General features: G+C 45.1%; 27 protein-coding genes. 7 read left to right on the top strand and 20 right to left on the bottom strand.

Annotated elements, in window-relative coordinates; genetic code table 11:
- Window positions 1-720: 720 nt before the first annotated feature.
- Genes MNV_RS02160 through MNV_RS02150 form a run of 3 tightly spaced genes read right to left on the bottom strand, consistent with a single transcriptional unit; the run spans window position 721 to window position 2,713 of the window.
- Window positions 721-1,698 carry an alcohol dehydrogenase catalytic domain-containing protein gene (locus MNV_RS02160; RefSeq protein ID WP_096203740.1) on the bottom strand — a complete coding sequence of 326 codons (978 nt, stop codon included), beginning with the start codon at window positions 1,696-1,698 and terminating at the stop codon, window positions 721-723.
- A 9-nt stretch (window positions 1,699-1,707) separates the two neighbouring features.
- Window positions 1,708-2,490, bottom strand: a complete 783-nt coding sequence (gene lsrF / locus MNV_RS02155; protein WP_096203739.1) for a 3-hydroxy-5-phosphonooxypentane-2,4-dione thiolase — start codon at window positions 2,488-2,490, stop codon at window positions 1,708-1,710.
- A 1-nt stretch (window position 2,491) separates the two neighbouring features.
- On the bottom strand, window positions 2,492-2,713 hold the full coding sequence (locus tag MNV_RS02150) for a hypothetical protein (RefSeq protein ID WP_096203738.1): 222 nt from the start codon (window positions 2,711-2,713) through the stop codon (window positions 2,492-2,494).
- A gap of 103 nt (window positions 2,714-2,816) precedes the next feature.
- Here MNV_RS02150 and MNV_RS20430 point away from each other — a divergent pair, with 103 nt between their 5' ends.
- Both MNV_RS20430 and MNV_RS02145 read left to right on the top strand, forming a co-directional pair.
- A complete protein-coding gene (locus tag MNV_RS20430; protein WP_256999909.1) occupies window positions 2,817-2,951 on the top strand; it encodes a hypothetical protein in 135 nt (44 codons plus the stop codon).
- A 48-nt stretch (window positions 2,952-2,999) separates the two neighbouring features.
- A complete protein-coding gene (locus MNV_RS02145; protein ID WP_096203737.1) occupies window positions 3,000-3,353 on the top strand; it encodes a hypothetical protein in 354 nt (117 codons plus the stop codon).
- On the opposite strand, the gene MNV_RS02140 is transcribed toward MNV_RS02145, so the two are convergent.
- From MNV_RS02140 to MNV_RS19255, 14 genes are all read right to left on the bottom strand, one after another.
- The gene (locus tag MNV_RS02140; protein WP_096203736.1) at window positions 3,319-3,981 is read right to left on the bottom strand and encodes a 6-hydroxymethylpterin diphosphokinase MptE-like protein; all 663 of its coding nucleotides are present in this window, start codon (window positions 3,979-3,981) and stop codon (window positions 3,319-3,321) included. The two genes, MNV_RS02145 and MNV_RS02140, sit on opposite strands and share 35 nt — an antisense overlap.
- A gap of 89 nt (window positions 3,982-4,070) precedes the next feature.
- Window positions 4,071-5,084 (bottom strand): transcription initiation factor IIB, encoded by a 1,014-nt coding sequence (locus MNV_RS02135; RefSeq protein WP_096203735.1) that lies wholly within the window; start codon window positions 5,082-5,084, stop codon window positions 4,071-4,073.
- Window positions 5,085-5,103: 19 nt separating this feature from the next.
- Window positions 5,104-5,349, bottom strand: a complete 246-nt coding sequence (locus tag MNV_RS02130; protein WP_179293748.1) for an H/ACA ribonucleoprotein complex subunit GAR1 — start codon at window positions 5,347-5,349, stop codon at window positions 5,104-5,106.
- Between the two features lie 67 nt (window positions 5,350-5,416).
- Window positions 5,417-6,061: a histidinol phosphate phosphatase domain-containing protein gene (locus tag MNV_RS02125; RefSeq protein WP_096203733.1), complete on the bottom strand. Its 645-nt coding sequence runs from the start codon at window positions 6,059-6,061 to the stop codon at window positions 5,417-5,419.
- A complete protein-coding gene (locus MNV_RS02120) occupies window positions 6,058-6,351 on the bottom strand; it encodes a signal recognition particle protein Srp19 (RefSeq protein WP_096203743.1) in 294 nt (97 codons plus the stop codon). The genes MNV_RS02125 and MNV_RS02120 overlap by 4 nt, the downstream gene beginning before the upstream one ends.
- 44 nt (window positions 6,352-6,395) lie before the next feature.
- Entirely contained in the window at window positions 6,396-7,397 is a 1,002-nt protein-coding gene (locus tag MNV_RS02115; protein ID WP_218837862.1) for an inorganic phosphate transporter, read from the bottom strand.
- A 20-nt stretch (window positions 7,398-7,417) separates the two neighbouring features.
- Complete coding sequence (locus MNV_RS02110) at window positions 7,418-8,047, bottom strand: DUF47 domain-containing protein (protein ID WP_096203731.1); 630 nt, start codon at window positions 8,045-8,047, stop codon at window positions 7,418-7,420.
- Window positions 8,048-8,136: 89 nt separating this feature from the next.
- Entirely contained in the window at window positions 8,137-8,790 is a 654-nt protein-coding gene (gene phoU, locus MNV_RS02105; RefSeq protein WP_096203730.1) for a phosphate signaling complex protein PhoU, read from the bottom strand.
- Between the two features lies 1 nt (window position 8,791).
- Window positions 8,792-9,550: a phosphate ABC transporter ATP-binding protein PstB gene (gene pstB, locus MNV_RS02100; protein WP_218837861.1), complete on the bottom strand. Its 759-nt coding sequence runs from the start codon at window positions 9,548-9,550 to the stop codon at window positions 8,792-8,794.
- Window positions 9,551-9,570: 20 nt separating this feature from the next.
- Complete coding sequence (gene pstA / locus MNV_RS02095; RefSeq protein ID WP_096203728.1) at window positions 9,571-10,413, bottom strand: phosphate ABC transporter permease PstA; 843 nt, start codon at window positions 10,411-10,413, stop codon at window positions 9,571-9,573.
- Complete coding sequence (pstC, locus tag MNV_RS02090; protein WP_096203727.1) at window positions 10,410-11,309, bottom strand: phosphate ABC transporter permease subunit PstC; 900 nt, start codon at window positions 11,307-11,309, stop codon at window positions 10,410-10,412. Before pstC ends, pstA begins: the two co-directional genes overlap by 4 nt.
- Window positions 11,310-11,355: 46 nt before the next feature.
- A complete protein-coding gene (locus MNV_RS02085) occupies window positions 11,356-12,303 on the bottom strand; it encodes a PstS family phosphate ABC transporter substrate-binding protein (protein WP_096203726.1) in 948 nt (315 codons plus the stop codon).
- Window positions 12,304-12,422: 119 nt separating this feature from the next.
- Window positions 12,423-12,830: a phosphate-starvation-inducible PsiE family protein gene (locus MNV_RS02080; protein ID WP_256999908.1), complete on the bottom strand. Its 408-nt coding sequence runs from the start codon at window positions 12,828-12,830 to the stop codon at window positions 12,423-12,425.
- An 85-nt stretch (window positions 12,831-12,915) separates the two neighbouring features.
- Window positions 12,916-13,065, bottom strand: a complete 150-nt coding sequence (locus MNV_RS19255) for a hypothetical protein (protein ID WP_179293747.1) — start codon at window positions 13,063-13,065, stop codon at window positions 12,916-12,918.
- Window positions 13,066-13,221: 156 nt separating this feature from the next.
- On the opposite strand from MNV_RS19255, the gene pdo reads away from it, so the two are divergent.
- The 5 genes from pdo (at window position 13,222) to MNV_RS02055 (ending at window position 16,269) form a co-directional block, all read left to right on the top strand.
- Window positions 13,222-13,884, top strand: coding sequence for a protein disulfide oxidoreductase (pdo, locus tag MNV_RS02075; protein ID WP_096203725.1), 663 nt, complete (start codon window positions 13,222-13,224; stop codon window positions 13,882-13,884).
- A gap of 39 nt (window positions 13,885-13,923) precedes the next feature.
- A complete protein-coding gene (locus MNV_RS02070) occupies window positions 13,924-15,171 on the top strand; it encodes an alpha/beta fold hydrolase (protein ID WP_218837860.1) in 1,248 nt (415 codons plus the stop codon).
- A gap of 3 nt (window positions 15,172-15,174) precedes the next feature.
- The gene (locus MNV_RS02065) at window positions 15,175-15,555 is read left to right on the top strand and encodes a hypothetical protein (protein ID WP_096203724.1); all 381 of its coding nucleotides are present in this window, start codon (window positions 15,175-15,177) and stop codon (window positions 15,553-15,555) included.
- Window positions 15,498-15,719: a protein-L-isoaspartate O-methyltransferase family protein gene (locus tag MNV_RS02060; RefSeq protein ID WP_096203723.1), complete on the top strand. Its 222-nt coding sequence runs from the start codon at window positions 15,498-15,500 to the stop codon at window positions 15,717-15,719. The genes MNV_RS02065 and MNV_RS02060 overlap by 58 nt, the downstream gene beginning before the upstream one ends.
- Before the next feature lie 61 nt (window positions 15,720-15,780).
- Window positions 15,781-16,269 carry a hypothetical protein gene (locus tag MNV_RS02055; protein WP_096203722.1) on the top strand — a complete coding sequence of 163 codons (489 nt, stop codon included), beginning with the start codon at window positions 15,781-15,783 and terminating at the stop codon, window positions 16,267-16,269.
- A 5-nt stretch (window positions 16,270-16,274) separates the two neighbouring features.
- Here the strand turns inward: MNV_RS02055 and MNV_RS02050 are convergent, their stop codons facing one another.
- The 3 genes from MNV_RS02050 to MNV_RS02040 all read right to left on the bottom strand — a co-directional run bounded on the left by MNV_RS02050 (window position 16,275) and on the right by MNV_RS02040 (window position 23,305).
- Window positions 16,275-16,673 carry a hypothetical protein gene (locus MNV_RS02050; RefSeq protein WP_096203721.1) on the bottom strand — a complete coding sequence of 133 codons (399 nt, stop codon included), beginning with the start codon at window positions 16,671-16,673 and terminating at the stop codon, window positions 16,275-16,277.
- 127 nt (window positions 16,674-16,800) lie between these two features.
- The gene (locus MNV_RS02045; RefSeq protein WP_143311586.1) at window positions 16,801-19,599 is read right to left on the bottom strand and encodes a PAS domain S-box protein; all 2,799 of its coding nucleotides are present in this window, start codon (window positions 19,597-19,599) and stop codon (window positions 16,801-16,803) included.
- A gap of 310 nt (window positions 19,600-19,909) precedes the next feature.
- Window positions 19,910-23,305, bottom strand: coding sequence for a PAS domain S-box protein (locus tag MNV_RS02040; protein ID WP_096203719.1), 3,396 nt, complete (start codon window positions 23,303-23,305; stop codon window positions 19,910-19,912).
- Window positions 23,306-23,551: the final 246 nt, after the last annotated feature.

Below are 23,551 nucleotides of genomic sequence, written 5' to 3'. Positions count from 1 at the left end.
CACGTTGTTCTGTACGACCATCTCGTACAATTTTCTGAAACTGTGTTCGATCTTTTTCAGATAACACAATCAAGTGTGGTTTACGCCCTCTCATCTTTAACCCCTATCTCAAAGATGACGTTCTTGTTAAAAAAGTCTCCCACTTTTAAAAATGTTTATCGGAAAAAACTTGTCAAACGCTCCACTAGTACTGTATTAACTAAACTTGTATCTTCCAGTTTTTCAAGTGCTTCATTCGAATTTTCTTTGAGTTCTTCATTTTTTTCCGTGTTTCTCACTCTTTATTTTTAAATAATTACTTAATCTTATCCCCTAATATATCTAACTTCATATTTATCTTTTCAAAATCCTCTTTAAGAGGATTCCTATGTTCATAGCTTTGTTTATTTGTAAATCGTTTAATACTAAAAGCTTATCACACATAATTTTTATTTTTGTGTGCTTAAATCTTATCCGAAAAGTTAAAACTACAGAGTCAGCTATGAACCGCATTCATAGCTGATTGGTATGAAAACATTATTTAAACAACGAACTTGTACGAACTGATACGAACTCACGCAACTGGAGTTAGTACGAGTTAGTATTAGTCCGTTATCATTGCCTATTTTGTTGTACTTTTTCATCGCCATCTATGAATCGCGTTCACAGCCGACTCTGTGGTTCATAGACTAATTAGACTATTATCAGATATTATGAGGGAGACTATACTTTTTCAATGACCTAAGGAACAACTATAACCTTCAACGAGTCCTTCGCTTCCCCTGCTATCTTAAAACCCCTCTGGATATCCTCTAATTTTAACCTGTGCGTTATCAAGCTTTTAACATCTATCTTCCCATCTTTAATTAATTCCAGCGCCTCCTCCAGATCAACAGGCGCAGCGCCGTAACTTGATACGATACCCAGTTCATTCCTCCAGAAATCTTCAACCGGGATTGGAATATTCCTGTTCGGGATGGCGAATAGCATTATTATCCCCTTCCTGTCTATGTATCTGAATGCCGCCTCAAAAGCAGGCATTGCCCCCGTACACATTATGATCCTGTCCGCTTTTATGCCCAGTTCTTCATTAGCATTAAATACTTCATCAGCCCCGGATTCCTTCGCCATGTTCAGCCTGTATTCATTGATATCGGTCGCAACGACTTTTGCTTTTTTTAATTTTGCCACCAGTATGTTCAGCAAACCCGAAATCCCCGAGCCCATGACTAAAACGGTCTGTCCCCCGCCAACCCCGATTATTCTCTGCGCCCTCACAACACAGGCAAGAGGCTCGATCATTGTTCCTTCTTCATAAGAGACATTTTCAGGCAAAATATATGTCCCGTTCTCAACGTTTATTTTCGGGACTCGGACGAACTCGCTGAACCCTCCGGGGTCGTAGTTGCCTTTGTGCAGCATTTCGCAGGCAGTATGGTTGCCCGCAAGACAGTATTTGCATTCATTGCAGGGGACGTGGTGGCTTACGAAAACTCTCTGCCCGATATTGAATTTATCCGAGCGGGATTCTACGATATCTCCTGCCATTTCATGCCCCAGTACACGGGGAGCTTTCTTTATCCTGTACCACTCCATCAAATCGGTTCCGCAGATGCCGGAAGCTTTAACTTTGACCAGGAGCTCGCCATCTTTTATTTCGGGTTTCGGTCTATCCTCTATCCTGATATCGTTATTGTTATAATATACGGCGGTTTTCATTGATGTGCTCTATTTTTTCGATCCTTCGTAAATCTCGTAAGCCTCATCTACTGACTTACCTTCGTGAACGATCGCTCTTACCGCCTGTATCATGCCGACCGGGTTATCGCTCTGGAAGATGTTCCTGCCCATATCCACTCCGACAGCCCCTGATGAGACCGCATCATGGCTCATTTGCAGAGCTTCCATCTCAGGAAGTTTTTTGCCGCCTGCGATGACCACAGGAACATTACCGCACGCTTCCACGACTTTTTCAAATTCCTCGGTATAATATGTCTTGATCATATGCGCCCCTATCTCAACGCAAATCCTGGAGGCAAGACCAAGGTACCTTGCATCGCGAGCCATATCTTTCCCGACAGCGGTCACTGCTAATACGGGAATCCCGTATTTTTCCCCTTCATCCACGAGCTTTGACAGGTTATTTATTGTTTCCTTCTCATATTCCCCGCCAACGTATACAGAGCATGTGATTGCGGAAGCGTTTATTCTTATAGCATCATCTATATTTGTCGTTATTACCTCATTGGACAGTTCCTTTAAAATGCTCTGTCCTCCGGAAACGCGCAAAATAATCGGAATATCCACAGCCGGGTCTATCCAGTTCCTGATAGCACCCCTGGTTATCATCAATGCGTCGGCATAAGGCAGCAGCGGTTTGACCGTCTTGCCTAAATTCACAAGCCCCGTAGTCGGGCCCTGGAAATAACCATGATCAACAGCTAACATAACGCAGCGCCCTGTTTTGGGCATGATTATCCGTGAAATCCTGTTCTTCATTCCCCAGTTCATTTTAATCTTCTCCACTTTCAGGTCTGACCACTAAATAGCCTTTTTCAATCAGCCAGTGATGGAATTCATAAGTAGTATGCAGACAATTTTCCTGGCATATCGCCCTTAAGTCGTTGTAATCTGCCGGGTCCTGTGCTTTCCTGTTCATCATCACCTGTACAGGACATTTAATGTCGTTGCAGTATTCTCTTCTTTTATACTCTACAAATCCCTCGATTGGCATAATCACAAAGCTGACTATGAATACTTAAAATTTGCGGAATGGTTCATTCCGGGGATAAGGTATAAATAGAATGAATAATCATTATAGATAGGGGGTGAACTGAATGGAAAGCAGGGTACAACCCGAGCTTGTATTAAAAAGAAAGGTCTGCGAGTCGTGCAGCGAGACTATCTTTGAATTTGATCCGGATACTGAGGCACTGGAAAGATACATTTGCACCGATTGTTTGGCTGAGTGATGCATATTAAATTCTTTCCTTAATTTTTTATATTCTGTAAGGAGAGTTATGGAATCGGTTTACTTCTACGAAGAGGATGCAGGAAAGGAAATAAACAAGATCTTGCGGCAGGAATTTAAAAAGACTCCCTGTGTCATAAAAGATTGCGCGTTATTCGGCTCTTCAAACAAAGGCTACTTTTTATACGTCCGCTCAAGGTCTGAGGCAATAGACCGGATAGAAAAACGTCTTGAGGAGTTTGGCATAACGAAAATAATCGGCGAGGAAAAGAAAGCGGTTTGCAGGGCTATAATAGCTGATGAGATAGAGCTTGCAGCTCTCGGTTTCAGGACCATGTTCAAAAAAGGGCGTCTTTCAGAGAATGAACTCAATCAAAAAGCCCCTCTCCCATTGCCATATTGATCAGTTTTTCAGCCCATGCGAGCTTTTTTTTCTTAAGCGGGGTCACATTGGTATCCTTAAAATCAAACCCTATCAGGGTTATTGACCTTGCGCCGAATTCCTGCGCGAGAAAAACGCACCTGTCCCCGTCAGTGAACCCTCCGAAATTATAGACATTATCAAGCGGTTTTGACTGCGTGGTTCCGATAATTCTCTTTAGCCGCGGCACTTCCTCGCTCAGGGCATCCATATTGTCCCCGTGGGCATGCACCACCATTATCGCACCCTGCTCATTTGCGCGGGCTTCATCTTCCATATTGCCGTCAAGGTCTGTAACGATAATATCAGGTACAACGCCGCCCTTCATCAGGACGCTTGTAGCGCCGTCCGCCGCTATTGTAACGTATTTTTTGAAATCCACGTTTTTTATATCTTTCGCAAGCCTCGGGGCTTTCCCGCATACAAGGGCATCCTTCCCGCTGATAACTTCCCGGAGGGCATCTATTTCGATGACATCGGGCATTTTTCTTCTGGCTTTTATTTCAAGCAATTTAGAGAGACTAAGCGCGGCTCGTTCATCGTACAACCTATCAAAATTCATGTCCTTGAGAATCAGTTCATAAACTGGTTCCCATTCCTCAAATTTCATAACCGCGGATGAACGCAGATGAACGCAGATACCCGCTTAACAAATCTGCGTTCATCTGCGTTCATCTGCGGTTTATAACTAGTCTTGCCCTACAGGATGATTTCGATATCCAGCTCTTCAGCCAGTTCCTTGTACCTGTTCCTGATAGTCACTTCGGTGATGCCCGCTACCTCGGCGACCTCGCGCTGTGTACGTCTATCGCCGCACAGTATGGAAGCAATGTATATCGCGGCTGCTGCCACACCGGTCGGACCCCTGCCGCTTGTGAGTTCTTTCTCTGAAGCCTGCCTGAGTATCTCGACAGCCTTTGACTGCACCTCTCCGCGCAGGTTCAACCCTGAGCAGAAGCGCGGCACGTAGTCTATCGGCGAGGTTGGTATCAGCTTGAGACCCAGTTCCCTTGAGATGAACCTGTATGTTCTCCCGATCTCTTTCCTGCTTACCCTTGAGACTTCGCCGATTTCGTCTAAGGTTCTCGGGACATTGCACTGCCGGCATGCCGCGTATAATGCAGCCGCCGCAACGCCTTCTATGCTCCGTCCGCGTATCAGGTTCTTCTCGACCGCCTTGCGGTACACGACAGCTGCGGTTTCCCTTACGTTCCTTGATAAACCAAGCGCAGATGCCATCCTGTCAAGCTCGGAGAGGGCAAACGCAAGGTTCCTTTCAGTCGCGTTGCTTACGCGGATGCGGCGCTGCCATTTTCTCAGCCGGTAAAGCTGCGCCCTGCTCTTTGATGAAATGGATTTCCCGTACGAGTCGCGGTTCCTCCAGTCTATCATCGTGGAAAGACCTTTGTCATGTATCGTATATGTCATCGGGGCGCCGACACGGGAGCGCTTCATCCTCTGGTCGTGGTCAAATGCTCTCCACTCTGGTCCCTGGTCTATAAAGTCTGCATCGACTACCAATCCGCACTCATTGCAGACAAGCTCGGCGCGTTCATAATCATGGACAAGCGTATGGCTTCCGCACTCGGGGCACTCCACTGTTGCTTTCTCGAACTGCCCGAGTTTCTGCTTCTCCTTTCTCATCTTTATACTTTCTCTTATCTTTTCGCGCTCTGTCTTCTCAATTTCTTTTACTTTCTCAATTTCTGTCATTTAGAAATCCGTCCTTTTGCTATTGCAAATAAACCCTTTCATTTTTTAGATTCGTCAGTTCGGAGATTGTAATTCCCTTTGCCGCTTTTATAGAGACGTAGGGAGATTTTACAGGACCGAAAAGCTCTATTACCTTTCCGATCTTCTTCATTTTTTTTGTGAATACCGCCGAATTCTCGCGTAAGGCACTCTGTTCAAGAGTTTTGTCAGTGCGGGCTATCAACAGGTTGTCCACAATATAAAAAACTTCTCCCAATCTTTTCAATTTCCGACCTCTAAAAAGCCGTACATAGAACGTGCTATTGGTATATATACCTTTCGCAAGGGTTTTATTAAATGGTTTTTATCAGATTTAAAGGTTGCGAAATGGTCGCACTTCTGGCGCCCTTCTCATCCAGACCGGCCCCCATGGCGATCTTGAGCGCGACCTCATCCGTAATCAGGTCGTGCGGCGCATGTGTATCGGTATCCACGACAAGGCTTGCGCCCGTTTCTTTTGCGATTCTCACAACATGACCGTTGGTGCGGTTGTGCCCGTTTCGAGAAGTTATTTCAAGGCATATGCCGTTATCCCTCGCAAGCTCTGCATCTTCCACGGTTATTAAACCCGGATGAGCCAGTATATCGATATCAAGCGTTACAGCCGTGTGGTTGGTGCCTTCCGGGACGGGTTCAACTGTCGTCTCGCCGTGCACCACAACTATCTCGGCTCCGAGCTTGCGTGCCAGATCAACAAGCTTCGGCATCTTTCCCGGCGGAACGTGCGTTAATTCCACGCCTGAAAATATCCTGATGTCATAATCGTCTTCAAGCGATTTTATATTCTTCATGCACGACAGGATATGCTCGATGTTCGTAAAATCAACGTGATCAGTTATCGCTATTGCCTTATAGCCGTAGAAGACAGCGCGGCGTACAAGTTCACTTGGTATAAGCTCACCGTCGCTGAACGTGGAATGCGTATGAAGGTCTATCATTTCTGGCCCCGTGTTTTGTTTATCTTCTGCGCTATCTGTTTTACTATGACAGATTTAGGGCCTTTCTTATCGACCAGCACCCTTCCGCCCGTGCTCCACCACGCCTTGGGGTAAGACTTATCTGCTTCGACCACAGGAGCCAGGCTTAGCTCTGAAGCGGCTTTTTCTATTTCCTTTAAAACAGGCGATTTTACCGAGTCTTTCAATGAGAGGATTCTGCCTTCACCCCTTGATTTCGTGGCATCAAGATATACAGGCCATACGACGAGCTTGGTTTTATCTTTTAACATTATGTCCATGTTTCCTTTTAAAACTAATAATACTTTTGTAAAAATCAAAACAGGGTATTGATTATTAAAAAAGTCAAAAATGAAATCACTGCTGTCATGGGTATTGTCAATATCCAGGCTCCCACGATTTTCCGTGCAATCCCCCATCGTACCGCCGAGAGCTTATCAGTAGCCCCGACCCCCATTATTGAGGAGGAAATCACATGCGTGGTGCTGACTGGTATCCCCAGGGCGGCCATTGATGCAAGTACAATGCCGCCTGAGGTTTCGGCACAAAAACCCTGATACGGTCTTAGTTTTGTTATCCTTTGCGCCATGGTTTTCACTATCCTCCATCCGCCTAAAAAGGTGCCGAGGGATATGGATATGTGAGCCGCAAGTATAACCCACAAAGGGACATTGAAAGTTGTGAGAGAGCCATATGCTACAAGCAGTACGGTGATTATGCCCATTGTTTTTTGCGCATCGTTGGTACCGTGGGTGACGGAATAGAAAAAAGCGGAGAACAGTTGAAGGCGTTTGAAATATTTGTTGATCTTTGAAGGAGCAACACGGTAGAATACTCTGATAACTAGAACGGTCAGGATGAATGCAGCGATCATCCCGATGACAGGCGAGATAACCATAAACGCAACTACTTTTTCAACCCCGGCAGGATTAATAGATTGGCTGCCGATCGCAGCCAGTCCGGCACCAACAAGCCCGCCCACTAAAGCATGGCTGCTTGACGTTGGAAGCCCGAAATACCATGTTATCAGATCCCAGACGATAGCCCCGACCAGTGCGGAAAATATCATAATGACAAGAATATCATTACTGGGTGCCAGCTCTATTTTGATTATCCCTTTCCCGATAGTCGCGGCGATTGCTGTGGAGAAGAAAAGAGGTCCTATAAGGTTTCCCACTGCTGCCATGCCGACCGCTCTTATAGGTGTCAGTACTTTGGTGGCTACAACCGTTGAAATCGCATTAGCGGAGTCATGAAAACCGTTTATAAAATCAAAAAACAATGCCAGTACTATCGTAAAGATGATGAATTCCTGCAAAAATAGCAAAATACCACCTTTTAACTGTTCTTTACAACAATATCGCTGATGACGTTCGCAGCGTCCTCGCATTTGTCAGTTGCAAATTCAAGGCGTTCGTACACCTCTTTCAGTTTCATTATCTCTATTGCGTCTTTTCGCTTAAAGAGGTCAGCCACCGAGGTTTTATAAAGATCGTCTGCGATATTCTCAAGCCTGTTCACCTCAATACATCTTCTTTCGATCTCTTTCGGGTTCTTGATGTTGCGCAGACCTGAGAGCGCCTGATTCAATTCCGTCGCCTGCTTCAGGAGCACTTCGGCTAATTTTAGCATGTTCTCCTCAGGCTTTTGAATATCGTACAAAACAAGGCGCGTCGCGGTGCCGTCGATATAATCCAGCACATCATCGAAAGCTGAGGCAAGTTTTGATATGTCCTCATGGTCTATCGGGGTTATGAAGGTCTTGTTAAGCTCCTCGAAGATCTCATGAACAAAATCATCCCCCTGGTGTTCGATATCTTTTATCTTCTGTTGTTTTTCTTTGATACTCTCGTAGTTATTAAGCAAGTCAAGGAAGGCGGTCGAGCCGTCCAGTACGTTTTGTGATTCGTTCTCCAGCATGTTAAAAAAGTGTTTATCCTGGGGAAGGATCCATTCTTTCAGTCCCATGTTTCAGTCTCCTTTGGTCTTTTCACGCAGATTATACTAAGGTCTTGTATGTATATTTTTCTTTTTTCATCTGTAGTGTTTTTGTCTGATCAGTTCAATTCGACCCGTTCGCCAGTAACCATGAACACTACGTTCTCACAGAGATTCGTTATGTGGTCCCCTATCCTCTCAAGATACCTTGCTACAAAAGTCAGATGCTGGGCACCGGTTATCTTTTTCGGATCCTCGATCATAATAGTTATAAGTTCCCTTCTTATCTGGTCAAAGAGCGCATCAACCTCATCATCCCTCTTAGCAACCTGTTTTGCAAGCTCTACATCCTTATTCTCAAGAGCTTTCATGGTATCAGTCAGCATGTCCTGACATATCTCCGACATTCTCGGTATGTCTATGAGAGGCTTTACAGGGGGTACAGTAGCTGTTATCTTTGTAATAACCGCTATTTCTAAGGCAAGATCACCCATCCTTTCAAGGTCTATGGACATCTTTAATACCGAGATTATAAGCCTCAAATCCCTTGCCATGGGCTGCTGGAGCGCAAGCAGCCGCATGCAGTTCTCCTCAATGCTGTGATCGAGGGCATCAATCTCGTTATCCATATCAATAACTTTCTGTGCCATCTCCACATCACGGTTCTTAAGAGATAGCACGGAATCTCCTATCGCTTTGCCTGCAAGGCTTCCCATGTTAAGTATTTCCTCCCTTAACTTGTGAAGGTCTTTGTGATACGCTTCGCGAACCATATTATCCAAACCTGCCGATTATGTAATCTTCTGTGCTCTTTTCTCTGGGCTTCTTAAATATCTGTCGTGTTTCTCCATATTCAACCAGTTCTCCGTAAAGGAAGAAGGCTGTATAATCGCTTACCCTTGCTGCCTGCTGCATATTATGCGTTACTATGACCTGGGTGTATTCTTCCTTTAATTCCAGCATCAAATCCTCGATCTTACTTGTAGATATCGGGTCAAGGGCAGAGCAGGGCTCATCAAATAAAATTATCTTTGGCTTAACAGCAAGAGCCCTTGCAATGCACAAACGCTGCTGCTGTCCGCCACTTAACTCCATGGCATTGTCATTGAGCCTGTCATTTACTTCGTCCCAGAGAGCTGCCTTTTTTAAGCTTTCCTCTACTATAGCATCAAGTCTATTGCTGTTAATTCCATGTATTCTCGGACCAAAGGCAACGTTCTCATATATACTCTTGGGAAAAGGATTTGGCTTCTGGAATACCATGCCCACGGATTTTCTAAGTTCTACAGGGTCAATGTACCTGACATCTTTGTCGTAAATCAGTATTTCACCCCGGGTTCTAAAATTGTCTATCAGATCGTTCATGCGGTTAATGCATCTTATAAAAGTAGATTTTCCGCATCCGCTTGGGCCTATTATGGCAGTTATCTTGTTTTCTTCCAGGCTCATGCTTACGTTTTTCAATGCCTGCTTGTTTCCATACCAAGCACTTAAGTTTATTGTCTGGATAGCTGAGTTCATGTTATTAGACATATTTAAATACGGGGTCTCTATCACCACTTAATGTATTTCTGGTATTTATTCCGTATGATTATAGCAGCAGCATTCATTGTCAGAAGCAGGGCAAGGAGCACAAGAATACCCGCAGCAGCAAGGTACTGGAATTCTGCTTTCGGTCTTGATGCCCAATTGAATATCTGTATGGGCAGGGCTGTAAACGGGTCAAAAGGACTTGCTGGCGTGAAGGCTATAAAGGTCAGAGCACCAATCATGAGCAGCGGTGCTGCCTCGCCCACGGCTCGTGAGAGAGCCAGTATGTTGCCCGTAAGTATTCCAGGTAGTGCGGCAGGCAGCACATGAAACCTGACTGTCTGCCATTTTGTCGCGCCGAGGGCATACGAGGCTTCTCTTATCGAATTAGGCACAGCCCTTATTGCTTCCTGGCTTGAGATAATTATTATAGGCAATATTAGCAGTGCCATTGTGAGTGCGCCTGCTATGAGGCTTCTTCCAAGCATCATCCCTCTTACGAACAGAGCAAGACCAAGAATCCCGTAAACAATGCTGGGCACGCCTGCAAGGTTGGAGATATTTATCTCTATTATCCTTGTGAGCCATGTCCTCCCCGCGTATTCCTCAAGGTAAATTGCTGCGCCCATGCCGACAGGTATTGAAATCAGAGCCGTAAGAAGCATGAGCCAGATTGAACCCAATAGCGCGGATTTTATTCCTGCCTGTTCAGGAAAGCGCGAGGGGAAGCTGTCGAGGAATCTCCAGGAGAGCCATCCGGCACCTTTATCCCACGCATCCCACAGGAGCAGGGCTAAGAGCAAAAGGGCGATCAAAGTGGCTGCAAGGCACAGGAACTCAAAGGTTTTCCCTTTAATTTTCCTCATGAATATACCTCTCTGTACCTCTCTCTTATCCACATACTTGCGATGTTCATGAAAAGGGTCATTACAAAAAGTACCATCCCGACGGCGAATATGGTCTTATATTCGATGCTACCGAAAGGAGTATCCCCCATGCTCACCTGGACTATATATGCAGTCATGGTCTGGATGCTTTCGAAGAAATTAAGCGTTATCTTAGGCGTTGCGCCCGCAGCTAAAGTAACTGCCATGGTCTCACCAACAGCCCTTGATATGGCAAGGATGAAGGATGCAAGTATTCCGGAAAGAGCAGCAGGGGTGACAATTTTCGTGGAGACCTCAAACCTGGTGGCACCCAAAGCGTAAGCACCTTCGCGCAGAGCGCGGGGAACAGCACGCATGGCGTCCTCACTCAAGCTTGAAACCATCGGTAGAATCATTATGCCCACCACGATGGAAGCCGAAGCTGCATTGAATATGTTCGCCTCAGGCACAACCTCCCGGAGGAGCGGGGTTATGAAGCTTATGGCAAAATATCCATACACCACTGTAGGCACTCCTGCCAGGATCTCAAGCACGGGTTTTACTGTCTGCCGTACCCTCGGACTGGCATATTCGCTCAGATATGTGGCACTTGCAATACCCAGAGGAATAGCAATTACGGCTGCACCCACAGCAATCATGAGAGTGCCATTTATCAGAGGAAGCACACCGAAATGCTGGGGACGGTATGTGGGTGCCCAGGTTGTGCCTGTGAGGAACTCAAGGATCGGAACCTCCTCAAAAAAAGAAAATGCCTCAAATATGAGAACAAGAACAATACCGAGAGTCGTCAAAATAGAGACAAGGGCACAGAGGAAAAGTGCCTTCTCGATGGCGAGTTCTCTGATACCCTGTATCCTCAGTCTATCCAACTTCATACCTCATAGAACTAACTGAACACACTGCTTATATTTCTTGCGTTTTTTATCTGAGCCTGCTCAGTCCTTCCTCATACACAGAATCAGGCATCTTTACATAGCCTACCTGGGATACAAGCTCCTTTCCCTCGGTGAGATAGTATTTTACGAATTCCTTTACCTCAGTGCGCTTCAGGGATTCTTTATTGGCATAAATGAAGAGCGGCCTTGATAGGGGTTTATAGGTGCCATCATTGATTGTCTGTTCAGATGGAAGAATTTGTCCTTTACCGCCATCTATTGCTACCAGCTTCAGCTTGCCGGGATTTTCAACGTAGTATGCATAGCCAAAATATCCAAGTGCATTCTTCTCTCCTGCAATAGCCTGAACGAGTACGTTATCATCTGCGCTTGCGGTGTAATCCGATCTGCTGGATTTCTCCTTGCCCACTATCGCATCTGTGAAATAATCAAAAGTGCCTGAATCTGTATCTGCACCTACAAGGATTATCTTCTCGTTGGGCCAGTCAGGACGCACGTCTCTCCAGGTCTTAACAGTGCTATCGGGCTCCCATATCTTCTTTAGCTCTGCTACTGTAAGATAATCGACCCAGGTATTCTGGGGATTCACCATCACGGAAAGTCCATCAAAAGCGACTTTGAATTCCTCATAGGTTATGCTGTTATTGGCGCAGAGGCTTATCTCAGGACCCTTTATCGGTCTTGAGGCATCGCTGATATCCGTTTCGCCTGCGCAGAACTTCTTGAATCCGCCGCCAGTGCCACTGATGCCCACAGTCACTCTAACGTTGGGATAAAGTTTCTGAAATTCCTCTCCAACGGCCTCGCTTATGGGGAATACCGTGCTTGAACCGTCAAGCTTAATAGTGCCTGAGATGGTCGCTGTCGGTGTTTCTGCCGGCTGTTCTGTAGGTTGTGCATCAGGAGCCTTGCTTACGCATCCTGCTAATAACACGCCTGCAAGAACCAGAATTATTGCCAATCTCAAATTCATCTTGTGTATCACCAGATAACCAGCAATACTAAATAGTATATACTTTATCCCAAGAATCTACATATACTATATAAAATCAGTAGAAATATGCGTAGTTCACTGTCAAAGAATGGCAATCATCAAACCTTCTCTGGCGAGTATCTGACAGCCAGCACCCTTATCACTCCAAGCACCAGCAGCAGCGCCGAGAGAGCAAAAATCGTTTCAAATCCAAATGATTTGGAATAAAGCCCGACTGTGACCTCACGCATAGCTATTAAAATCGTAACATCGGTTATGTCTGTAAGCTTGATTCTATCGAGTTTAGAATAATCGGCAAAGGTCTTGAAGAATTCGATCACAATGAAAAGCGTGAGAACGTTAGTGACTATTTTGTTAAAACCGCCCTCAAGTGAGTCTATCGCAACAGAAGGTATGTCAAGCAGGATCCGCATCATCCCTGCGATAAGCACCAGCAACAGTACATACAGGATAATAGTAACAATAGAATCGGTAACTTTTTTGAAAAATCTTGTGTGGTCTATCATTTGAAAACCATCATAAGAGCAAGTAAGACCAGGAGAATTATCAGGAAAAGTTCAACTCTATTCATATTCATGATGCCAACCATGCTTATTTTGCGCCAAACCCGCCGCGCATGAACAGGTACAACTCTCTATCGGTCTGCTCTGTTTCCATAAGTTCATCATCGAATGAATCGCATTGTGTGCTATAGCAGGACGCTTTTTTCATAATCTGTTTTTTTTCTTTCATTTTTATCATCAAATCGATGTTTCACCTGTGATGTTATATAATTTATCACAATAATCTATATATGCTACATAAAATCAGTAGAAAATGAACTGAACAAAGTTAGATCCGAGATGTGCAATCAAGTTAAATACTAAATACAACAAACCTGATTACAGGGGTAAAACCATGGTGCTTTCCGAAAGCCAGAAACAGATAATCAGGAATAAATTCGCTGCACTTGCCGGGGATGTGGAACTCATTGTTTTTACACAGGAGCATGAATGCCAGCTTTGCAGGGAGAACCGGGAGCTTGTGCTTGAACTGGGAACATTATCCCCGCGGATAAAAACGAAGGTATATGATTTCGTCATAAACGGCGACCAGGACATAAAGTACAAAATAAACAAGATCCCTGCTATCGCGCTCGTTGGAAAATCGGATTACGGCATCAGGTACTACGGTATGCCGGCAGGCTATGAGTTCGCTGTTATTGTGGATGATATCGTAGATGTTTCAAAGGGCACGACATCTTTGCCGGATATTATCAAGAAAAAGCTTTCAGAGATAAAAAAGCCTGTACACATACAGGTATTCGTAACGCCGACATGCCCTTTCTGCCCGAGGGCAGCAAGGCTTGCTCACCAGTTCGCTATTGAGAATGAGTTCGTACGGTCCGATGTCATCGAAATGACGGAGTTTCCCTATCTTGTCCAGAAGTATAATATTATGAGCACCCCGCATATTGTGATCAATGAAAATACTTCCTTCGTAGGAGCACAGCCGCCTGAGGTCTTTATCGACCAGATATTTATGGCACTGCGGTCAGGCTACGATCCGATGTATTCCTGAAATAAAGGCATAAAGCGAGGATAAAGGGGGAGAGAACAAATGGAGGAGAAAGTAACGAATAAGCCTGCGGTGATATTCGCGCACGGGTTAAGGAGCAGCAAGGATAGCCCGAGGAATATCTATATTGCAGGGGGGTTGGTGGAAAAGGGATTCTGCTGTTTCCTTCCTGATTTCACAGGACACGGTGAGAGCGAAGGTGATGCTTCTGATGCTACTGTCGAGCAGTTTGCCCGGGATATCGGCGTCTCTCTTGATTATATTAACAGCAAAGAAGGCGTAAACCCTGCGAGGGTCGGGATATGCGGCTCAAGCATCGGAGGTACAGCAGCCCTCGTGAGAGCCGCCACAGATAGCCGGATTAAGGCTCTGGCCCTGCGCTCTGCTCCAGCCGAAGGATACTACAAATACGCTGATAACGTACGTATCCCCACATTGATAGTGCAGGGCGATGCAGACCCGATAATGAGCGAGAGCCTCATCCTCCATGAGCACCTTGCCGGAGAGAAAAAGCTTGCTCTGATAAAAGGTGCAGACCATCTCTATTCAAAAGAGAAGCATCTCAGAGAGGCACGCGAAGCCATAGTTCAGTGGTTTGTTGAGAAACTGGGTTCAGACGACCCGGCGAAAATTTATAAGGACAGGAAGGACGCCGGTGCAGAACTTGCATACAGGTTAAAAGATTATAAGGACAGGAAAGACGTCATGGTGCTGGCCCTTCCAAGGGGAGGAGCAGTTACAGGCTATAAGATAGCTTCTTACCTTAACTGCCCGCTTGATGTTATCATAGTAAGGAAGTTAGGTTTTCCGGGGCAGCCTGAACTTGCCATAGGCGCTGTTTCAGAGACAGGTACGGTCGTTTTGAATGAGTCCATAATAACATCATACGGGGTTACGGAGGATTATATCCGGGATGAGATTTCCCGCCAGAAGAAAGTGATCGAAAAAAGGGTTGATCTATACCGGAAAGGACAGAAGATACCTGATTTGAAAGGAAAAATAATCATACTCGTTGATGACGGGGCAGCTACAGGCGCCACAGCGAAAGCAGCTGTCTCCACATTGAAGCTGGAGAGCATAGAGAAACTTGTCGTGGCTCTTCCCGTAGCACCCCCGGATACGGCTGATGAACTGCGCCGGATGGCTGATGAATTTATCTGCCTTGAAACGCCTTACGATTTTACGGCTGTCGGGTCGTACTATGAGGATTTTACCCAGGTGACAGATGAGGAAGTGGTGGATATATTAGAGAGGGCAAGGAAAAGCGTAAAAGCATTAACAGAAGGTTAAAAGATGCAGGGCTGGATAATCCCGCCGCCGAAAGAGCCGGCTAAAAGCAAAGAAGAATTCCGGGAGGAAAGAGAAGAGAAAGTTAGATGGCTCCTCGATCACGGATATCTCAGGTCAGAGCGTATAAAGGATGCAATGCTGAGGATTCCGAGGGAGGATTTCATACCGTTTCTTTACAGGGACTACGCCTATCTTGAAGTGCCTCTCCCGCTTCCAGGCGAGAAAGCCACACCATTTCATGCCCGCATAGTTACCCTCTCTTTTATGAGCCCCTCAGTCTTGATAAAGGTCATAAGTTCCTTGAGATCGGTCTTGGGTATCCGGGGATGGCTCCCTATGACAGGATATGCATCACAGCAGCATGTATTGATATACCCCCTTTGATAGAACAGCTCAGGGCAGGCGGAAGACTGATTGCGCCTGTGATGGAAGAGGGAATCCAGAATCTTGTTCTGCTTGAGAAGGGTGAGAGAGGAGTTGAAAGAAATGTTATCAGTAAAGTACTTTATATCCCTTTAAAAGGAAGGTATGGGGTAAGTAAGGTATGAAAGCCTTCCATAAAGCTGTACGCTGTTGTAGATTAAAGGTCAATAAATCAAGGTGAAAAAGATGAATATCAAGGGTAAATTAATAGAATTCATGATTGTGAATGACCTTGTCCCTGTACAAACAAGATGGAGAAAAAGCGCAAGCAGTGTCGGCAGGATGTTTAACGATGTTTTCCATCTACTCGATAAAAATGAAAGAGCCGGATTGACAAAAATGATGCACTCCTGGGGTCTTGAAGACGCGAACGAAATCGTTGGAACTCTAAAGATAGAAAGAAGCCTTCACGGATGCGCGGTCGCATTGATGGGGATGCACCGCATCTTCGGGATTAAAAGCCACATCGCCGAAGAAAACGCTAATGAGATAAAAATCCATGCGACCGAATGTATGTGGAACCATAAAAAGGACTGGACGCCGCAAGTCTGTGCATCGATAGATGGCTATGAGAGGGGGCTGGCTGAAGGTATTGATAAGAACATATTACACATCTGCACAAAAAGAAGGAGTGCTGGTGATGACTTTTGTGAGCTGGTGCTGAGGAAACGTTAAATGGGTCAGCCTGAATTGCTCTGGCAGCAAATCGCACAGGCGTATTCTTCCCCTTTTTTCACAAAATCAATGCATCCGCACTCCTGGCAGGGTACTAACTCTCCTGTTTCATCATACCGCCTCTCGGTAAGCTCTGATTTGCCTTTTCTTTCTATCTCAGGTTGCGGCATATAGATGTATGTCCACACACCTTTAGCCTTCATGCGTATATTTATGGTCGTAGGGATGACTGCCTCCCCGTGATCGATAACGAACGTTGTGTTAAGCTCCCTGTTTTCTAATACCTCCAGCGGATAGCCGACTTTAACATCCTTATACCCCATATCCCTGAGGCATCTTTTGAAGTTTTCAGCCATCCTGTGGAAATTTTCATGTGTTTGCCTTTCTGCCATTACTTCTGCCATATTCACACCCCGCTTTGATAATTAGATACTATGTGTTTCTTCGGTTATTAAAATATGTGCGGCGGGGTTGGGAAGATGCTCATAACGCCGCCAGGCACTATGAAGCCGTTTATTAACCGCAGTCTCTTTATTTTATGCTTAAAACCTCATGTATGGTTTCCAACAGTTTCTCAGCGGTGTAAGGCTTTGGTAGAAAAGCGTCTGTATGGTCTGCAACATTTTTAAGTTTCTCCTTCTCCGCTGATCCGCTAACAGCGATAATTTTAACTCCGGGGTTAATTTTACGAATCGCCCGGATGCTCGCATGACCATCCATAACAGGCATCATCATATCCATAAGAATAACTTTGGTTTTATCTCTATTTTGAGCATACTCTGCTACTGCCTGTGCACCATCATTGGCTATAAGCACATTATACCCATATTTTTGCAAAGTTGAGATAGTAACCTCACGAACTGAATCATCATCTTCAGCAACGAGAACCAACTCTCCGTTTCCGACGGGCAATTCAAGCTGCTGTTGTTCCTCTACATTTTGCAGTTCGGTTTTAATCGATGGCAAATATACCCTGAACGTCGTTCCTTTTCCGACCTCGCTGTTCACATTTATAAATCCGCCGTGGCTTTTCACGATTGCAAAAGCTGTTGAAAGCCCAAGTCCGGTTCCTTTACCAAACTCCTTTGTCGTGAAAAACGGCTCAAAGATCCTATCAAGTATCTTGGGAGGGATACCGGTTCCTGTGTCCGAAACTGCGATAGTAACGTAAGAACCGACTTTAGCTTCAGTATGCATCTGCGCATAATTTTCATCGATGAAACAATTCTCAGCAGAAATACTTAAGATACCGCCATCCGGCATTGCATCACGGGCATTTACGCACAGGTTTATTATAACCTGATGTAACTGTGTGGCATCTCCTGAGATGGTAAATAGGTCTTTCTGAATATCAGTTCTGATCTCAATGTTTCTTGGAAATATCTCTTTTGCTATCTTCTCAATTTCAGAGATAAGGTGTTTTGCCTGAAGAGGAGTACGTTGACCCTCGACACCACGTGAAAATGAAAGAACTTGCTTAATTAAATCAGCACTACGCTGGGAGTTATTTTCAAGAATATTAAGCAACTTCTGGCTATGCTCATCTGTGAACTTTCCTTTTAATATTTGCAAAGACATCATCATTGGCGTCAGCATATTGTTGAGATTATGCGCCATTCCGCCTGCAAGTATGCCTATGCTTTCCATTCGCTGCGCTCGTAACCAGTGCGCTTCAAACATTTTCTTCTCAGTGATATTTTTGGCGATAACAGAGAAACCCGTCTTAGTTGGATAAGCATTAATCTCAAAAATGAATTTCCTGTCCCCCAGCTGGTATTCACTCTCAAAACGCGCAGGTTGCTGCGTTTTTAATACCTCTATGTAGAACTGCTCCACTTTTGTCCCTTTTATATCAGGGAAAAGCTCGTAAAGAGATTTTCCAATAGCATCTTTCGCCAAAATCCCTGTAAGAGCTTCAGACGCCTTGTTCCAATAGGTATATCTTAGCTCTCTGTCCATCGCATAGAAGAGGTCGTCAATGCTTTCAGTAAGCTCCCTGTAGCTTGCTTCGCTCTCCAGCAATGCTTTGTTGGCTTTTTCAAGTTCTGCCGTCCGTTCCTGAACACGCAGTTCTAACTCATCGTGAGCTTTGCGCAGCGCCTCCTCAGCCCTCTTGCGCTCGGTGATGTCCCTTATAATGCTGGTGTACATCCACCCATCCGATGTCTTTCTTGCCGAGATGGAGAACTCAACCGGGAATACTTTACCATCTTTTTTCTTAGTCTCCATTTCTATTGGTTTTCCAATCTGCGTGCTCTTTCCTGTTACCGTGAGATTCTCCATCTCCTTTTTTATAGTACCATCATAGCTATCAGGGATTATCAAGTCGCCCAGAATTGAGCCGACAGCCTCACTTCGGTTATAACCGAATATTTTCTCAGCCGCAGAATTCCACAATAATACCCTGCTCTCATTGTCGAAGGAAACTATAGCGTCATTAGCCGTTTCAACCAGGATTCTAAAATTCTCCTCAGGCTCGCGGAAAAAGTTTGCTACGGCTTCTTCTATTGATGTTCCCCTGGTGCGTGCTGTTCTTCTGGCAATAAAGATGGCGTTGAGGAAGTATATGCCGCCGAGGTATAGTGGCAATCTCACCGCCCAACTAAATGGGCTGCCAACAGTACGTACAAGGAACGCAGCGAATAAGTTTATGGCGACCAGCATCAGAGCCAGGGAATACCAGTATAGATAAATTTTTTTCAAATTGGAATAAAGTCTGATGAAGAGAAAAGCAGAGATAACAAATAGCACCGCAGCAGTTCCCAGCACCACCTGCCTTAACAGGGTAGGACCGGTTCCCTGTATGAAAAACGGCGGTGTAATGCCCTGAAGGCTCGCTATCGCAAGCAATATTACTAATATCAGTACTCCCGGATAAGCAAGCGTCAGGTTTCGCTTTCTGCGCTTTGAATTCAATTCCGGGTTCACTCTCATTGAGGTGAGCATCGCACCCGTAAGATGAAATATTGAACCAGACAAAGCCCCGATATTAACTACTGTCACATTGACATTTATCCCGCCGGGAGCAGATATTAACCAGCCACCTAACAGAGCTGCAGAGCCAAATGCCAGCATTCCGCAGCCAAGCAGGAAAATGCTCAGCGACCCGCTTGACAGGTAGCTCTTCGCAGAGATGTATGCCACAACGAGATATATGGCAAAGATGAACACCGTATTCAGTATTGGGAGTAGCCAGGGCGCCTCGAAAACCGCTCGATTGTCAAATGGGGTCAGGGCAGTGATGAGGATTATGAAGACTGGAATTGGTATTGCAGCAAGATATTTATACAGGTCTGTGTTTTTCAGCCAACTCCCTGGATTAAAATTCATCATATATCATCAACTGTTTCACACTATTTTGTATTCACAAAATATTTTTGTTGAATATTTAGCAGCAATTTACCTGACTTATCCAATCTTAATATGGTTCGGGTATCTCCCATTCCGGCTGTACATACAAATATAGATACCTGCCTATACATCCTCTCCTGAACCCGATTTTTTAATTGGATTCAAACTGATGTATATTACCTCAACAATGAGACGAAGCCGTATATTAACCTGATGCTAATATATATTTAATTGCTTCAATAATAGCTGTTCAGCAGCTATGGGAAGGGAAGGTTCTATTCTGAAAACCCTATTTAGTGATTAAAACCTCGTGTATGGTTTTAAGCAGCTTCTCAGCCGTGTAAGGCTTTGGCAGAAAAGCATTTGTATGGTCTGCGATGTTTTTAAGTTTATCTTCCTCTGCTAATCCACTGATTGCGATAATTTTGACTTCAGGGTTGATTTTACGAACCGCCCGTATGCTCGCCTGGCCGTCCATTACCGGCATCATCATATCCATAAGAATAACCTTGATTTTATCCATATTCCGGGCATACTCCGCTACCGCCTGTACACCATCTTCGGCTGCAATCGCTTCATACCCGTATGTTTCCAATGTTGAGCACGTAATCTCACGAATCGAGCCTTCATCTTCAGCAACAAGGATCAATTCTCCATTTCCTGTGAGCAATTCAGGTTGATGCATTTGTGCTCCCTGCATCTCAGTTTTAAAAGCTGGCAAATATATCTTGAACGTCGTTCCTTTCCCGACCTCGCTGCTAACATTTATAAACCCGCCATGGCTTTTCACAATCCCAATAGACGTTGAAAGACCAAGCCCGGTTCCTTTTCCGGGCTCTTTAGTCGTAAAGAACGGCTCAAAAATCCTGCCTATTATTTCAGGAGGAATACCGGTCCCGGTATCAGAAACCGTAATGATAATATACTGACCGACTCTGGATTCGACGTTCATCCTCGCATAGCTCTCATCAACATAAAAATCCGAAGCTGTGATGCGGAGGATACCACCATCCGGCATGGCATCGCGGGCGTTCACGCACAGATTCATTAGAACCTGGTGCAGTTGTGTTGCATCTGCGGAGATGGTAAAGAGGTCCCTGGATATATCGGTTTTGATTTCGATATTCTTATTAAACGTCTCTTTTGCAACTTTCTCGACTTCAGATATTATATGTGCTGCCTGGAGAGGTTTGCGTTCCCCCTCAATACCCCGTGCAAATGACATGACATGCTTTATTAAATTAGACCCCCGCAGTAAGTTCCGCTCGAGGATAGTTAATAACTTCTGGCTTTGCTCATCTTGGAATTTATCTTCTAACGTTTGCAGGGACATCATTATCGGAGTAAGCACATTATTGAGGTCATGCGCTATGCCGCCTGCAAGCGTGCCTATGCTCTCCATTCTCTGAGCGCGTAATAACTGCATTTCAAACTTTCTCTTCTCAGTAATATCGGTGTTGATGACAAGTATCGATTTCGGTTTACCTTCGCTATCACATATCAGAGTCCAGTGGCTTTCGACGACCACATCTCTACCGTCTTTTGTTATCTGATGCAGTTCGCCCGTCCACTCTCCTTTCTCAAGCACGCTTCTTTTTGCTTCAATAAGCTGGGGTGGCTCTTCTTTACCTTTAAACATAAAATCAACTGGATTTTTACCTGTAGCTTCCTCTGCCGTCCAGCCGTACAGGCGCTCGGCGCCTTTATTCCAGTAGATGAGGTTGTGCTCCAGGCTTCTGACTCCAATAGCTTCCTGTGCATTATCAAGAAGTGTGGCTTGCTCTCGTATTTTCTCTTCAGCCTGCTTGCGCTGGATTATCAAGCCTAATTGAGTCGCCATCGCTGAAATTGTCACAACCAATCGTTTATCCTCTTCCCGGAATTCAAACATGTGAAATACAAGAACAGCCAACACCTGATCGTTGACTATAATTGGAATCCCAACACAGGCTTTAAGACCTGCGTCTCTTGCAATCCGGGCACGGGGATAAATTGTGTCTGAGCATGTTGAAATATCCTGAATCCATTCTGCTTTTTTGGATGCCCAGACCCGTCCGGGCAGCCCTGTACCGGGCGGAAATGTGAACCGCTCGCTAAGCTTTCTAAATCCCTCCAGACTCATACTACTGCCGTACCATGCCGGGCTGCATTCAAGAACTGTTCCGTCTTTGCTTCTGAACCACGCATCTCCATAATCCCATCCTGTGGCTTCACATACCTTCCTGAGTACTACCTCCATAGCCGAGTGAAAATCTTGAACTTCATTGATTGCCCGGGTCATTGTTTGCAGGAGATGAATCTCTTCTTCAGCCCGCCTGCGCTCTGTGATATCTTTGGCAATGACAGATATGCCGAACTTAGAGTAGTATGCGTTAATTTCAAAAATGAGGTTCTTGCCATTGACCCGGTATTTATTCACAAAACGCTTGGGTCGCTGGGTTTTTAATACTTCCCTGTACAACTTCTCCGCTTTTGATCCTTTTAGCTCGGGGAAAAGCTCAAAAAGAGATTTTCCAATAGCATCTTCCGCCAATATCCCTGTAAGCTTCTCGGATGCATTATTCCAATAGATATATCTTAAATCCTTGTCCAGTGCATAGAAGACTTCGCCTACACTCTCAGCAAGCCCCCTGTACTTCGCCTCACTGCTTCGCAACGTCTTCTCAGCCTGCTTGCGCTCTGCGATTTCAGCTTCCAATTTCATGTTAACTTCTTTCAGTTCCGCTGTCCGCTCCTGAACCAGCATTTCCAACTCGTTGCGTGCTTTGCGCAGTGCCTCCTCTGCCAGCTTGCGCTCTGTAATGTTCTCAAAAACAGCTACAAAGTATTCTCTTTTCGTACTACAAACCGAAATGGATAACCATGCCTTTAAAGGTTTGAATTCCATCTCGAATTTCTCCGGCTTGCCCGTCAACGCGACTCTGCCATAAATCTCAAACAGCTCTGGATATGATTCTTTGATTCCGGGGATTAACTCGGTGATTTTTTTACCTACCACGTTTTCCAACCCGGTCAACCCTTCGAATGCACTATTGATTTTGAGATAGATAAAATCTACCGGATGGCCATAGTCATCATAGAACATCTTGCAGTATGCGAACCCATCCAGCATGTTTTCAAAAAGAGAGCGGTAGCGCTTCTCACTTTCAAGCAGGGCCTGCTCCACTCGCTTGCGCTCGGTGATTTCTGCCTGTAATACTTCATTGGCTTCTACCAGTTCTGCGGTGCGTTCCTTGACACGTATTTCTAACTCATCATGCGCCCTGCGCAACTCCTCTTCAGCTCGCTTGCGCTCCGAGATATCCCGTGTAACTGTTGAGGCACCTATAATCCTGCCAGTTGAATCCTTAATTGGAGAGCTGGTCAGAGAGACATCAATTCGTTTGCCATCTTTTCTCACACGCACAGTCTCGTAGCGTTTGACGGGCAATCCCTGTCTTACTCTTTCAAGAAGCTGGTGAACCTCATCTGTTTTATCGGGTGGAACCAGGATAAAAATAGAGCGGCCCTTTACCTCATCGACCGTATATCCGTATATCTTCTGCGCACCCAGGTTCCAGCTCAGGATGGTACCATCTAGCGTCTTGCCAATAATCGCATCATCTGAAGATTCCACAATAGAGACCAACAGAGAATTTGCTTCTTCAGCCAGCTTGCGTAGAGTCTCTGATTTTTCTAATTTCATTTTCTCACAATGTCAAATAGTGGCAGTTTACCTGGCTTATTCGCATGTTAATTGGTCAGGGAATCTCCCGTTCTGGCTTATCGAATATAGATTCTTGTCTATACATCTTTTGCTGAACCCCGTTTTTATTGATCGAGTTAACATTTTGCAGTATATTTCATCAATGAGATAAAGTTGTATATTAACATGACGGCTCAAGGATTCCCTTGCAACGTCAGTACAGGTTTTTCACATCGCCACGCCGAT

This window comes from Candidatus Methanoperedens nitratireducens, assembly GCF_900196725.1.
Taxonomy (GTDB): Archaea; Halobacteriota; Methanosarcinia; order Methanosarcinales; family Methanoperedenaceae; genus Methanoperedens; species Methanoperedens nitroreducens_A.
Note: the sequence above shows the minus strand (reverse complement) of the source record. Positions and strands in the feature narration are given on the sequence as shown.

What these genes read in the sequence shown, in the direction of transcription:
- MNV_RS02160 (WP_096203740.1), bottom strand. Translation starts at nt 1,698, where the DNA reads ATGAAAACCGCCGTATATTATAACAATAACGATATCAGGATAGAGGAT.
- lsrF (WP_096203739.1), bottom strand. Translation starts at nt 2,490, where the DNA reads ATGAACTGGGGAATGAAGAACAGGATTTCACGGATAATCATGCCCAAA.
- MNV_RS02150 (WP_096203738.1), bottom strand. Translation starts at nt 2,713, where the DNA reads ATGCCAATCGAGGGATTTGTAGAGTATAAAAGAAGAGAATACTGCAAC.
- MNV_RS20430 (WP_256999909.1), top strand. Translation starts at nt 2,817, where the DNA reads ATGGAAAGCAGGGTACAACCCGAGCTTGTATTAAAAAGAAAGGTCTGC.
- MNV_RS02145 (WP_096203737.1), top strand. Translation starts at nt 3,000, where the DNA reads ATGGAATCGGTTTACTTCTACGAAGAGGATGCAGGAAAGGAAATAAAC.
- MNV_RS02140 (WP_096203736.1), bottom strand. Translation starts at nt 3,981, where the DNA reads ATGAAATTTGAGGAATGGGAACCAGTTTATGAACTGATTCTCAAGGAC.
- MNV_RS02135 (WP_096203735.1), bottom strand. Translation starts at nt 5,084, where the DNA reads ATGACAGAAATTGAGAAAGTAAAAGAAATTGAGAAGACAGAGCGCGAA.
- MNV_RS02125 (WP_096203733.1), bottom strand. Translation starts at nt 6,061, where the DNA reads ATGATAGACCTTCATACGCATTCCACGTTCAGCGACGGTGAGCTTATA.
- MNV_RS02120 (WP_096203743.1), bottom strand. Translation starts at nt 6,351, where the DNA reads ATGTTAAAAGATAAAACCAAGCTCGTCGTATGGCCTGTATATCTTGAT.
- MNV_RS02110 (WP_096203731.1), bottom strand. Translation starts at nt 8,047, where the DNA reads ATGGGACTGAAAGAATGGATCCTTCCCCAGGATAAACACTTTTTTAAC.
- phoU (WP_096203730.1), bottom strand. Translation starts at nt 8,790, where the DNA reads ATGGTTCGCGAAGCGTATCACAAAGACCTTCACAAGTTAAGGGAGGAA.
- pstB (WP_218837861.1), bottom strand. Translation starts at nt 9,550, where the DNA reads ATGTCTAATAACATGAACTCAGCTATCCAGACAATAAACTTAAGTGCT.
- pstA (WP_096203728.1), bottom strand. Translation starts at nt 10,413, where the DNA reads ATGAGGAAAATTAAAGGGAAAACCTTTGAGTTCCTGTGCCTTGCAGCC.
- pstC (WP_096203727.1), bottom strand. Translation starts at nt 11,309, where the DNA reads ATGAAGTTGGATAGACTGAGGATACAGGGTATCAGAGAACTCGCCATC.
- MNV_RS02085 (WP_096203726.1), bottom strand. Translation starts at nt 12,303, where the DNA reads ATGAATTTGAGATTGGCAATAATTCTGGTTCTTGCAGGCGTGTTATTA.
- MNV_RS02080 (WP_256999908.1), bottom strand. Translation starts at nt 12,830, where the DNA reads ATGATAGACCACACAAGATTTTTCAAAAAAGTTACCGATTCTATTGTT.
- MNV_RS19255 (WP_179293747.1), bottom strand. Translation starts at nt 13,065, where the DNA reads ATGATAAAAATGAAAGAAAAAAAACAGATTATGAAAAAAGCGTCCTGC.
- pdo (WP_096203725.1), top strand. Translation starts at nt 13,222, where the DNA reads ATGGTGCTTTCCGAAAGCCAGAAACAGATAATCAGGAATAAATTCGCT.
- MNV_RS02070 (WP_218837860.1), top strand. Translation starts at nt 13,924, where the DNA reads ATGGAGGAGAAAGTAACGAATAAGCCTGCGGTGATATTCGCGCACGGG.
- MNV_RS02065 (WP_096203724.1), top strand. Translation starts at nt 15,175, where the DNA reads ATGCAGGGCTGGATAATCCCGCCGCCGAAAGAGCCGGCTAAAAGCAAA.
- MNV_RS02060 (WP_096203723.1), top strand. Translation starts at nt 15,498, where the DNA reads ATGGCTCCCTATGACAGGATATGCATCACAGCAGCATGTATTGATATA.
- MNV_RS02055 (WP_096203722.1), top strand. Translation starts at nt 15,781, where the DNA reads ATGAATATCAAGGGTAAATTAATAGAATTCATGATTGTGAATGACCTT.
- MNV_RS02050 (WP_096203721.1), bottom strand. Translation starts at nt 16,673, where the DNA reads ATGGCAGAAGTAATGGCAGAAAGGCAAACACATGAAAATTTCCACAGG.
- MNV_RS02045 (WP_143311586.1), bottom strand. Translation starts at nt 19,599, where the DNA reads ATGAATTTTAATCCAGGGAGTTGGCTGAAAAACACAGACCTGTATAAA.
- MNV_RS02040 (WP_096203719.1), bottom strand. Translation starts at nt 23,305, where the DNA reads ATGAAATTAGAAAAATCAGAGACTCTACGCAAGCTGGCTGAAGAAGCA.